General features: G+C 72.0%; 8 protein-coding genes and 1 pseudogene. 8 read left to right on the plus strand and 1 reads right to left on the minus strand.

From position 1 onward, the window contains the following. Positions 1 to 61 precede the first annotated feature (61 nt). The 3 genes and pseudogenes from lysA to thrC all read left to right on the plus strand — a co-directional run bounded on the left by lysA (position 62) and on the right by thrC (position 3,966). Positions 62 to 1,447, plus strand: coding sequence for a diaminopimelate decarboxylase (lysA, locus tag Prubr_RS18245; RefSeq protein WP_212827010.1), 1,386 nt, complete (start codon positions 62 to 64; stop codon positions 1,445 to 1,447). Between the two features lie 14 nt (positions 1,448 to 1,461). Further along, on the plus strand, positions 1,462 to 2,754 hold the full coding sequence (locus Prubr_RS18250; protein WP_212827012.1) for a homoserine dehydrogenase: 1,293 nt from the start codon (positions 1,462 to 1,464) through the stop codon (positions 2,752 to 2,754). 163 nt (positions 2,755 to 2,917) lie between these two features. Further along, a pseudogene (gene thrC, locus Prubr_RS18255) lies at positions 2,918 to 3,966 on the plus strand (threonine synthase). Positions 3,967 to 3,982: 16 nt separating this feature from the next. Here thrC and Prubr_RS18260 read toward each other — a convergent pair. After that, the gene (locus Prubr_RS18260; RefSeq protein ID WP_212827014.1) at positions 3,983 to 4,447 is read right to left on the minus strand and encodes a MarR family winged helix-turn-helix transcriptional regulator; all 465 of its coding nucleotides are present in this window, start codon (positions 4,445 to 4,447) and stop codon (positions 3,983 to 3,985) included. A gap of 122 nt (positions 4,448 to 4,569) precedes the next feature. Here Prubr_RS18260 and Prubr_RS18265 point away from each other — a divergent pair, with 122 nt between their 5' ends. From Prubr_RS18265 to thrB, 5 genes are all read left to right on the plus strand, one after another. Then, the gene (locus Prubr_RS18265; protein ID WP_212827016.1) at positions 4,570 to 7,830 is read left to right on the plus strand and encodes an efflux RND transporter permease subunit; all 3,261 of its coding nucleotides are present in this window, start codon (positions 4,570 to 4,572) and stop codon (positions 7,828 to 7,830) included. 155 nt (positions 7,831 to 7,985) lie between these two features. Continuing rightward, positions 7,986 to 9,230, plus strand: a complete 1,245-nt coding sequence (locus Prubr_RS18270; protein WP_212827018.1) for an MFS transporter — start codon at positions 7,986 to 7,988, stop codon at positions 9,228 to 9,230. A gap of 100 nt (positions 9,231 to 9,330) precedes the next feature. Then, a complete protein-coding gene (locus tag Prubr_RS18275; protein ID WP_212827020.1) occupies positions 9,331 to 10,197 on the plus strand; it encodes an SPFH domain-containing protein in 867 nt (288 codons plus the stop codon). A gap of 15 nt (positions 10,198 to 10,212) precedes the next feature. Continuing rightward, entirely contained in the window at positions 10,213 to 10,431 is a 219-nt protein-coding gene (locus Prubr_RS18280; protein ID WP_212829005.1) for a type II toxin-antitoxin system antitoxin, read from the plus strand. A gap of 80 nt (positions 10,432 to 10,511) precedes the next feature. Then, entirely contained in the window at positions 10,512 to 11,477 is a 966-nt protein-coding gene (gene thrB / locus Prubr_RS18285) for a homoserine kinase (protein ID WP_212827022.1), read from the plus strand. Positions 11,478 to 11,555: the final 78 nt, after the last annotated feature.

The following is an 11,555-nucleotide window of genomic DNA, read 5'->3' on the forward strand; positions in this document are numbered from 1 at the left end:
CGTCACGGCCCGGCGTCGTGCCGTGACCCGCCGGCCGCGAGCCGTAGGAGAGTAGGAACACATGCGCGCACACGAAGCGGGGGCGCTGCACGGCGACCTCGGCAGCCGGGGGCCGGCCTGGCTGCGTACCCCGGACGACGTCAACCACCTGGTGCCGCAGCTCTGGCCGCGGAACGTGGCCCGGGACGCCGACGGCACGCTCGCCGTGGGCGGGCTCACCGCCCGGGCGCTCGCCGAGGAGTTCGGCACCCCGGCGTACGTGCTGGACGAGGGCGACCTGCGGTCGCGCTGCCGGGACTTCCGGGCGGCCTTCCCCGACCAGGACGTCTACTACGCCGGCAAGGCCTTCCTGTGCCGGGCGGTGGTCCGGGTGATCGCCGAGGAGGGCCTGCACCTCGACGTCTGCACGGGCGGCGAACTGCGTACGGCGCTCGCGGCCGGGATGCCGGCCGAGCGGATCGGTTTCCACGGCAACAACAAGTCGGTCGCCGAGCTGACCCGGGCGGTCGACGCCGGGGTGGGCCGGATCATCGTCGACTCGTTCCACGAGATCGACCGGCTGACCGGGATCGCCCGCGAGCGGGGCGTACGCCCCAAGGTGCTGGTCCGGGTGACGGTCGGGGTCGAGGCGCACACGCACGAGTTCATCGCGACCGCCCACGAGGACCAGAAGTTCGGCTTCTCGCTGGCCGGCGGGGCGGCGGCGCAGGCCGCGTTCCGCATCCTCGACGAGGACGTGCTGGAGCTGCGCGGCCTGCACTCGCACATCGGCTCGCAGATCTTCGACGCCAGCGGCTTCGAGGTGTCGGCCCGCCGGGTGCTCGCCCTGCAGGCCCAGATCCGCGACGCGCGCGGGGTGGAACTGCCCGAACTCGACCTCGGCGGCGGGTTCGGTATCGCGTACACGACCCAGGACGACCCGGCGACGCCGCAGGACCTCAGCAAGCGCCTCAACAAGATCGTCGACAGCGAGTGCGCCGCGCTCTCGCTGGCGGTGCCGCACCTGTCGGTCGAGCCGGGCCGGGCCATCGTCGGGCCGGCGGTGTTCACCCTCTACGAGGTGGGCACGGTCAAGGACGTCGACGGCATCCGCACCTACGTCAGCGTCGACGGCGGGATGAGCGACAACATCCGGACCGCCCTTTACGATGCGTCATATTCCGCGACCATCGCGTCACGATCGTCGGACGCGTCGCCGATCCTCGCCCGCGTGGTGGGAAAGCATTGTGAGTCCGGGGACATCGTGGTGAAGGATGAATTCCTGCCCGCTGACGTGCAGCCCGGAGATCTTCTCGCCGTGCCCGGCACGGGTGCCTACTGCCGGAGCATGGCCAGCAACTACAACCATGTCCCGAGGCCCCCGGTCGTCGCTGTCCGTGATGGTAAGGCACGCGTGATCGTCCGCCGGGAGACCGAGGACGATCTGCTGGCACTCGATGTGGGGTGATCATGGTTAAGCCGGTGCGTCTGGCGTTGCTGGGGTGCGGAACCGTCGGCGCCGAGGTGGTGCGTCTGCTGCACGAGCAAGCCGCCGACCTGACGGCACGGGTCGGGGCGCCGATCGAGATCGCCGGCATCGCCGTACGCCGGATGGGCCGCGACCGGGGACCGCTGCCGGTCGACCCGGCGCTGTTCACCACCGACGCGCTCGGCCTGGTCAAGCGCGACGACGTCGACGTGGTCGTCGAGGTCGTCGGCGGCATCGAGCCGGCCCGCACCTGGCTGGTCGAGGCGTTGCGGTCCGGCAAGAGCGCGGTGACCGCCAACAAGGCGCTGCTGGCCGAGGACGGCGGCGCGCTGCACGACGCCGCCGCCGAGGGCCGGGCCGACCTCTACTACGAGGCGTCGGTCGCCGGGGCGATCCCGCTGCTGCGCCCGCTGCGCGAGTCGCTGCACGGCGACCGGATCACCCGGGTCACCGGCATCGTCAACGGCACCACCAACTTCATCCTGTCCGCCATGGACGCCACCGGCGCCGGCTTCACCGAGGCGCTGGAGGAGGCGACCGAACTCGGATATGCCGAAGCCGATCCGACCGCCGACGTCGAGGGGTTCGACGCGGCGGCGAAGGCGGCGATCCTCGCCTCGCTGGCCTTCCACAGCCGGGTCACCGCCGCCGACGTGCACCGGGAGGGGATCACCGAGGTCACCGCCGCCGACGTGGCCAGCGCCAAGGCGATGGGCTGCACGATCAAGCTGCTCTGCATCGCCTCGCGGGGGCCGGACTCCACCGGGGCCGACTCGGTCAGCGTGCGGGTCCACCCGGCGATGATCCCGCGTACGCATCCGCTGGCCAGCGTCGGCGACGCCTTCAACGCGGTCTTCGTCGAGGCGGAGGCGGCCGGGCAGCTGATGTTCTACGGTCGCGGGGCCGGTGGCTCGCCCACCGCCAGCGCGGTGCTCGGCGACATCGTGGCGGTGGCCCGCAACCGGCTCTCCGGCGTACGGGCACCGAGCGAGTCGGTCTACGCCGACCTGCCGGTGCGGCCGATGGGGGAGGCGGTCACCCGCTACCACATCAGCCTCGACGTGGCCGACCGGGCGGGCGTGCTGGCCACGGTGGCCGGCGTCTTCGCCAAGCACGACGTGTCGATCGCGACGGTGCGGCAGTCCGGGCGCGCCGACGACGCGAGCCTGGTGGTGGTCACCCACGGCGCGCCGGAGGCGGCGCTGGCGGCGACGGTCGAGCAGTTGCGCGGACTGGACATCGTCCGGTCGATCGCCAGCGTGCTGCGCGTCGAGGGCGGCGCCTGACAGCGGACCCGGCCGGCGGCGCCCGGGTGACCGGTGGGCGCCCGGCGTCCCGCCAGGTGGGTAACCGGCGGTGCGGTCGGCCGGTATTGCACAGGCTGGGGGAGGCTGGGCCGACCGCGGCCCGGGTACGGACGAACAGGTTTACCTGCGCGAGGAGAGCGACATGTGGCGGGGTTTGATCGAGACCTACCGTGACCGGCTGCCCGTCACCGATTCCACGCCGGTCGTCACGCTGCACGAGGGCAACACGCCGCTGCTGCCGGCCCCGGTGCTGTCCCGCCGGCTCGGGTGTGACGTCCATCTCAAGATCGAGGGTGCCAACCCGACCGGTTCGTTCAAGGACCGTGGCATGACGATGGCCGTCTCGAAGGCGGTCGAGGCCGGCAACAAGGCGATCATCTGCGCCTCCACCGGCAACACCAGCGCCTCCGCGGCCGCGTACGCCGCCCGGGCCGGGATCACCTGCGCGGTGCTGGTGCCGCAGGGCAAGATCGCGCTCGGCAAGCTGGCCCAGGCGCTGGTGCACGGTGCCACCCTGCTCCAGGTCAACGGCAACTTCGACGACTGTCTGTCGCTGGCGTCGAAGCTGTCCCAGGACTTCCCGGTCGCGCTGGTCAACTCGGTCAACCCGGACCGGCTGCACGGCCAGAAGACCGCCGCCTTCGAGATCGTCGAGGCGTTGGGCACCGCCCCGACATCCACTGCCTGCCGGTCGGCAACGCGGGCAACATCACCGCGTACTGGATGGGCTACCAGGAGGACGCCGACGCCGGGAACACCAAGGTCCGGCCGAGGATGTACGGCTTCCAGGCGGCCGGTGCCGCCCCGATCGTGACCGGCGAGGCGGTCCGCGAGCCGTCGACGATCGCGACCGCGATCCGGATCGGCAACCCGGCGAGTTGGACCAGGGCGCTCGACGCCCGCGACGAGTCCGAGGGGCTGATCGCGGCGGTGACCGACCGCGAGATCCTCGCCGCATACCGGCTGCTCGCCCGTGAGGTGGGCGTGTTCGTCGAGTTGGGCAGCGCGGCCAGCGTGGCCGGGCTGCTCCAGCAGGCCGCGGCGGGACGGGTGCCGGCCGGATCGACGGTGGTGTGCACCGTGACCGGTCACGGCCTCAAGGACCCGGAGTGGGCGATCTCGACCGCGCCGGCGCCGATCACGATCCAGAACGACGTGCTGGCCGCCGCCCGCGCGCTCGACCTGGCCTGACCGCGAACGGGGCGGGTCAGTCCGGTCCGGGGTGCTGGCCGCAGGCGTCCGCCGCGGCCACCCGGGCCAGCAGGGTCGCGGCCCGGTCGATGGTGTGCAGTTCGTCGACGGTGAGCCGCTCGAGCATCTGTTGCAGCCGTTCGATCCCGGCGGTGATGATGCCGTCGATCATCGTGGTGCCGGTCGTGGTCAGTTCGATCCGCCGGACCCGGCGGTCGTTCGGGTCCTCGCGCCGGGCGACCAGGCCGTGGCCGACCAGCCGGTCGACGATTCCGGTCACGGTCGCCAGGCTGACCCCCATGATCCGGCCCAGGTCCTGGCCGGACGCGCTGCCCTCGAGCGAGAGCACGAGCAGCACCTTCAGCTGGGGAACCGTGAGGTGGGAGTCGAAGAGCGGGTGCGACCGGTCGTAGGCGAGCTGGTGTTGCAGCTGCCGCTGGGAATCGATGATCCGGGCGATGATCCGCGCCTTGTCGATCATCGCACCTCCGCTGTCCGTTCCCTGATCGGACGCTATCAGCGACCCTGGCGCGAAGCGAATCGTACGCCTCGGGCAAACTGTTTGGGTCGAGCTAACCTAAGTCGTCAGGAGTCAGCCCGCTCATGTCGTTGCTCGCCAGACTCAGTCTTGCCAACCGGGGGCTCGTCGCACTCATCGCGGTGGTGATCACCGCCTTCGGCGCGTTCAGTATCCCCAACCTCAAGCAGCAGCTCCTGCCGTCGATGGAGTTCCCGGCGGCGTTCATCATCGCCGCCTACCCGGGTGCCTCGCCCGAGATCGTCGAGGCGCAGGTCGCCGAGCCGATCGAGAACAGCGTCCAGGGCATCGCCGGACTGAGCAAGGTCACCTCGACCTCCAGCGAGGGCATGGCGACCGTTCAGGTCGAATACGAGTTCGGCACCGACCTCGCCGACGCGGTCAACAAGATGCAGACCGCCATCAACCGGGCCCCGCTGCCCGACGACGTCGAACCGACCGTCATCGCCGGCAGCACCGCCGACCTGCCCGCCGTGGTGCTCGCGGCCACCGGTGCCGGCAACCCGCAGGAACTGGCCAGGCAGCTCGCCGACACCGTCGTACCCGAGATCGAGGCCATCGAGGGGGTCCGGACCGTCGAGGTCAGCGGCGCCCGTGACCAGGTGGTGCTGATCACGCCGGACCCGGCCAGGTTCGCCGAGGCCGGCGTCCAGCCGACCGCGATCGCCGGCGCGCTGCAGGCCAACGGCATCGCCATGCCGGCCGGTGCCCTGACCGAGGGCGACCGGACCCTGTCCGTCCAGGTCGGCAGTCGGATCGCCACCATCGAGGAACTGCGCGACATCTGGCTCGGCCCGGCCGGGTCGGCCGTCCGCCTCGGTGACGTCGCGGCCGTGGAACTCCAGTCCGCCCCGCCGACCTCGTTCACCCGCACCAACGGCGCGGACAGCCTCGGCATCATGGTCACCGCCACGCCGGACGGCAACGCCGTGCAGATCTCCCACGAGATCCGTGACCAGCTCGAATCACTCGGCGCCGACATCGGCGGCGAACTGACGATCATCTTCGACCAGGCCCCGTACGTCGAGAAGTCGATCGAGACGCTGACCACCGAGGGCCTGCTCGGCCTCGTGATGGCCGTACTCGTGATCCTGGTCTTCCTGATGTCGGTGCGCTCGACCGTGGTCACCGCGGTCTCCATCCCGCTGTCGGTCCTGGTCGCGCTGATCGCGCTGTGGATCGGCGACTACTCGCTCAACCTGCTCACCCTCGGCGCGCTGACCATCGCGGTCGGCCGGGTCGTCGACGACTCGATCGTGGTTCTCGAGAACATCAAGAGACACATGAGCTACGGCGAGGACAAGCGGCGCGCGATTCTCACCGGCGTACGCGAGGTCGCCGGCGCGGTGACCGCGTCGACCCTGACCACCGTCGCGGTCTTCGCCCCGATCGCCCTTGTCGGCGGCTTCGTGGGGCAGATCTTCGCCCCGTTCGCGATCACCGTCACGGTGGCCCTGCTCGCCTCGCTGCTGGTCTCGCTGACCATCATCCCGGTGCTCGCCTACTGGTTCCTCAAGCCGGACGCCGGCGGCGAGAAGGCGCGGCTGGCCGCCGAGGAGAAGGAACTGCGCAGCCGTCTCCAGCGCAGCTACCTCCCGGTGATCCGCTTCGCCACCCACCGCCGCTGGACCACGGTCGCCCTCGGCCTGGTGGTTCTGCTCGGCACGTTCGCGCTGGCCACCCGGCTGGAGACGAACTTCCTCGACGACTCCGGCCAGGACACCCTCAGCATCTCGCAGGAGATGCCGGTCGGCACCAGCCTGGCCGCGACCGACGCCGCCGCCCGGCAGGTCGAGACTATCCTCGCGGACACCGACGGCGTCGAGTCCTACCAGGTCAGCGCCGGGGACAGCGGCGGGCTGTTCGGCGGTGGCGGCGGTGCGGCGACCGCGTCGTACTCGGTGGCGCTCGACGGCGAGACCGAGCCGGAACAGGTCCGGGAGGCGCTGCGCGAGCGGTTCGACGCGCTGGCCGGCGTCGGCGAGCTGTCGTTCGGCACCGGGGGCGGTCCCGGCGGTGCCCCGGCCAACCAACTCGCGGTGATCGTGCAGGCCACCGACGCCGACGTGCTGGCCACCGCCACCGAGCAGGTCCGCCGGGCGATGGCCGACACCCCGAACGTGACCGACGTCTCCAGCAGCCTCGGCGAGCGGGCGCCGCGCATCGACATCACCGTGAACCGGGCGGCGGCCGCCCAGGCCGGGCTCTCCGAGGCGGCGATCGGCCAGATCGTCGGGCAGGCCTTCCGGGGCAGCCCGGTCGGCCAGGTGACGCTCGACGGCGGCCAGCAGAACGTCGTCATCCGCGGCGGCGCCGCCCCGGCCACCGTCGAGCAGTTGCGGGCCCTGCCCATCGGGCCGGTGACCCTCGGCGACCTCGCCCGGGTCGAGCAGGTCGAGGGACCGCTGTCGGTCACCCGGATCGACGGCGAGCGCAGCGTCACCGTCACCGGCACCGGCTCCGGATCCAACCTCGGCGCGATCACCACCGCGCTCAACGAGCGGCTCGACGCGCTCGACCTGCCGCCGGGTGCCAGCATCACCGTCGGCGGGGTCAGTGCCGACCAGGCCGAGGCGTTCGCCGACCTCGGGCTGGCCGTGCTCGCCGCCATCGCGATCGTCTTCGTGATCATGGTGGCGACGTTCCGTAGCCTGATCCAGCCGCTGGTCCTGCTCGTCTCGGTGCCGTTCGCCGCGACCGGCGCCATCGGGCTGCTGCTGGTCACCGGCACTCCGCTCGGGGTGCCGGCGCTGATCGGCGTACTGATGCTGGTCGGCATCGTGGTGACCAACGCGATCGTGCTGATGGACCTGATCAACCAGTACCGCGACCAGGGCATGAGCGTGCAGGAGGCGGTCGTCGAGGGTGGTCGGCGCCGGCTGCGGCCGATCCTGATGACCGCGATCGCGACCATCTTCGCGCTGACGCCGATGGCCCTCGGGCTCACCGGCGAGGGCGGGTTCATCTCGCAGCCGCTGGCCATCGTCGTCATCGGCGGCCTGCTCAGCTCGACCCTGCTCACCCTGGTGCTGGTGCCGACCCTCTACACGATGGTGGAGAACACGAGGGAGCGGTTCCGGGCCCGACGCACCCCGCCGGCCGAGCCTCCGGTCGACGACGAGCCGGTCGAGGCCGCCCCGGAACCGGCGCTGGTCGGTGCGGGCGCGTCCGCCGAGGCCCGGCACGCCGCGCCGGCCCAGCACCGCGCCACCGAACCGGAGCCGGGCCCGGCCCCGTCCGGCGCGCTGGTCGACGGCACCGACCAGTTCGAGGTGCTGCGCCTGCCCCGTTCGAACCGGTCTCCGCTGCCGCCGCCCAAGGAGTGAGCCGGCGGTGACCCGACCGGTCCGGCGACCGTGATCGAGGCGTCCGTGTGCTGTCCCGGCAGCGCGCGGACGCCTCGGGTCGTGACAGGACGGACCGGGGGAGTGGCCGAGGCGACACCGCGGGTCCGATCGGTCGGCGGGTAGGGTGCCGGTACGTGGCATCCCCTCTGTCGCTCCTTACCGGCAACCGCGACTTCCGCAACCTCTTCGCCGCCCAACTCGTGGTCTTCGGCGCCGACTGGTTCGTCATGGTGCCGCTGCTGGTGCTGCTTCCGGAGCTGACCGGCAGCGGGGTGTGGGGCGCGCTGGTGCTGGCCGCCGACACCGGCGTCGTCGCGCTGCTGCTGCCGTACACCGGGACGGTCGCCGACCGGTTCGACCGGCGCAAGGTGATGATGGCCGCGAACGTGGTCGCGCTGGTCGCGATCCTGCTCCTGGTCGGCGTACGCGGTGCCGGTACGGCGTGGCTGGCGGTGCTGGCGATCGTCGGCGTCGCGGCGGGCAAGGCGTTCTACTCCCCGGCCGCCCAGGCGGCGCTGCCGAACGTGGTCGAGCCGGCCGACCTGGCCGGCGCCAACGCGGTCGCCGGCGCGGCCTGGGGGACGATGGCGATCGTCGGCGCCTCGCTGGGCGGGGTGCTGAGCAGCGTCGTCGGCCCGTACGCCTGCTTCTGGATCGCGGCCGGCGCGCTGGCTGTCGCGATCGTGCTGGCGGGCCTGATCCGCCGGCCGTTGCAGGCGCCGCGGGACGGTACGCAGCCCGGCCAGCACCCGTTCGCGGCGATGCGGGAGGCGGTGCAGTACGTCGTGCACCGGCCGAAGCTGCGCGCCCTGGTGACGGTGAAGGCGGGCGTCGGTCTGGGCAACGGGGTGCTGACCGTGTTCCCGTTGCTCGCCGGGATCTACGGGGTCGGTGCGCTCGGCGCCGGTCTGCTGTTCGCCGTACGGGGCGTGGGTGCCCTGGTCGGCCCGATGCTGATGCGTCCGGTCCTGAACCGGCGTACCTGGCTGCTGCCCTGCGTGGCGCTGTCGATGGTGGCCTACGGCCTGTCCTACGTGGGCGTGGCGCTGACGACCTGGTTCCCGCTCGTGCTGGTCCTCGTGTTCGTGGCCCACTTCGCCGGCGGCGGCAACTGGGTGATGTCCAACTTCGCCCTTCAGGGCGAGGTGCCCGATCGGCTGCGGGGCCGGGTGTTCGCCGTCGACCTGATGGTGGCCACCCTGGCGATCTCGATCAGCCAGCTCGCGGTCGCCGCGGTGATCGACCACGTCGACGAGCGGGTGGTGCTCGCCGGCTGCGGCCTCGTCACGGTCCTCTACGCCGTCGTCTGGCGTCTGGCGACCCGCCGGCTGTCGCTGTCCGATCCGGTTCCGGCCGCCCCGGGGCCGCCGCCGGCCTAGGGCACCGCCCCGCCGGTCGCACCCCGGACGACTCCCGACCTTTCATCGACGGGCCCCGTGGGCTAGCATGGTGATATCACTTCAATACCAAGGGGATGTCATGGAGAGACGCGCCTTCCGGTTCTCCGGATTCATTGCCATCGCCGGCCTGCTGGTGCTGACCGCGGCCGCACTCTTGGCGATCCTGCCGGTCCTCGGCGAGCCCGGGGTCCACCCGCTGATCCCCGTCGTGATCGTCGTCTGGGCCCTCGTGGCCGTGCTGGCGGCGACCGGGTTCATCGTCGTCAACCCCAACGACGCCCAGGTCGTGCAGTTCTTCGGCCGCTACGTCGGCACCATCCGGGAGCCCGGCCTGCACTGGACCTGGCCGCTGTCCGCCCGCAGCCGGGTCACCCTGCGGGTGCGCAACTTCGAGACGGCCCGGCTCAAGGTCTCCGACGCCGACGGCAACCCGGTCGAGATCGCGGCCGTCGTCGTGTGGCGGGTGGTCGACTCGGCCCGGGCCGTCTTCTCCGTCGACGACCACGTCGAGTACGTCTCCGTCCAGGCCGAGTCCGCCGTCCGGCACCTGGCCGCCAGCTACCCCTACGAGGCGCACGACAGCGGGCGGGCCAGCCTGCGGGACGGCGCCGTGGTCAACGAGGAGCTGACCAACGAGTTGCGCGAACGGGTCGAACTGGCCGGCGTCGAGGTGCTCGAGTCCCGCACCACCCACCTCGCGTACGCGCCGGAGATCGCGCACGCGATGCTGGCCCGGCAGCAGGCCAGCGCCATCGTCGGCGCCCGCTTCAAGATCGTCGAAGGTGCGGTGGGTATGGTCTCCAACGCCCTCGACCGGCTCCGCGAGGAGCACGTCGTCGAACTGGACGAGGAGCGCAAGGCCCAGATGGTGTCCAACCTGCTCGTCGTGCTCTGCGGCGACCGGGCGGCCCAGCCGGTGGTGAACGCCGGCTCCCTCTACAGCTAGGACGGCGCTGGGCTCATGGTCGAACGCAAGAAGCTGTTGCTCCGCCTCGACCAGCAGGTTTACGACGCGATCGCCAAGTGGGCGGCCGACGACCTGCGCAGCGTGAACGCGCAGATCGAATACGCCCTCCGGATGGCGCTGCGGAGCGCCGGCCGATCCCCGAAACCCCCTCGTTCCACACCGCCGGCTCCATCGGCGCGAGGGGCCGACCCGCCGGAGCCGGACGAGGACTGAAACCGGGCGACCGGTCGGCACCCGCCGGCCGGTCGCCCGCCGCTGATCGGGGCCCTGCCGGGCTCAAATAGCATGAGCCGATGGGCGTCGAATTCGTATCCGGTCCGGTCCGCGTGCGCGTGCCGGCCACCAGCGCCAACCTGGGGCCGGGCTTCGACTCGCTGGGCCTTGCCCTCGCGCTGTACGACGACGTCAGCGCCGAGGTCACCACGGCCGGGTGCCGGGTGACGGTGACCGGACAGGGCGCCGGAGAACTGCCCACCGACGAGACCCACCTGGTCGTACGCGCCATGTTCGCCGCCTTCGACGCGCTGGGCGGCCGCCCGCCGGGGCTCGCCGTCGAGTGCGTGAACCGGATTCCGCAGGCCCGTGGCCTGGGATCCTCGTCGGCGGCGATCGTCGCCGGCGTACAGCTCGCCCGGGCACTGGTCGTGGACGGTCCGGACCGGCTCGACGCCGCTGCCGCGCTCGATCTGGCCGCCGCCATCGAGGGTCACCCGGACAACGTCGCGCCCTGCCTGCTCGGCGGGTTCACCATCGCCTGGTCCGGGGGCGACCACGAGGCCGGTCCGGGCGCCGGGGCGCGCGCCGTGACGCTGGCCCCCGCCGACGGGATCCGGCCGGTGGTCTTCGTACCGCAGGAGCGCGGCCTGACCGCGCAGGCCCGGGCGGCGCTGCCGGCGACGGTTCCGCACGGCGACGCCGCGTTCGCCGCCGGCCGGGCGGCGTTGCTGGTCCACGCGCTCACCCACGATCCCGCCCTGCTGCTGCCGGCCACCGAGGACCGGCTGCACCAGGACTACCGGGCGCCGGGCATGCCGGCCACCGCCGCCCTGGTCGCCGCGCTGCGTGGGGCCGGTGTGGCCGCCGTGGTCAGTGGGGCCGGGCCGACGGTGCTGGCACTTTCCGAACCGCCGGAAACCTTCGACCCGGGAATGGGCTGGGCTGTTCTACGGTTGCTGGTGGATGTAGCCGGTGCCCAGGTTGACAGGGGTACACTGGGACACGCCGAGCGGGACCCTGTTGCCGCAGGTCGGAAGAGTTGATTACGCTCTAGGCCAAGCACAGCCGCGAAGCACGCGATCTCCTGCGGAACGGCGCACCCCGAAAGCTTTCGGCGGTCA

This window comes from Polymorphospora rubra (assembly GCF_018324255.1).
In the GTDB taxonomy this organism is placed as follows: Bacteria; Actinomycetota; Actinomycetes; order Mycobacteriales; family Micromonosporaceae; genus Polymorphospora; species Polymorphospora rubra.

Coding starts and splice junctions, on each gene's coding strand:
- lysA (WP_212827010.1), top strand. CDS start 62: ATGCGCGCACACGAAGCGGGGGCGCTGCACGGCGACCTCGGCAGCCGG.
- Prubr_RS18260 (WP_212827014.1), bottom strand. CDS start 4,447: ATGATCGACAAGGCGCGGATCATCGCCCGGATCATCGATTCCCAGCGG.
- Prubr_RS18265 (WP_212827016.1), top strand. CDS start 4,570: ATGTCGTTGCTCGCCAGACTCAGTCTTGCCAACCGGGGGCTCGTCGCA.
- Prubr_RS18275 (WP_212827020.1), top strand. CDS start 9,331: ATGGAGAGACGCGCCTTCCGGTTCTCCGGATTCATTGCCATCGCCGGC.
- Prubr_RS18280 (WP_212829005.1), top strand. CDS start 10,213: ATGGTCGAACGCAAGAAGCTGTTGCTCCGCCTCGACCAGCAGGTTTAC.
- thrB (WP_212827022.1), top strand. CDS start 10,512: ATGGGCGTCGAATTCGTATCCGGTCCGGTCCGCGTGCGCGTGCCGGCC.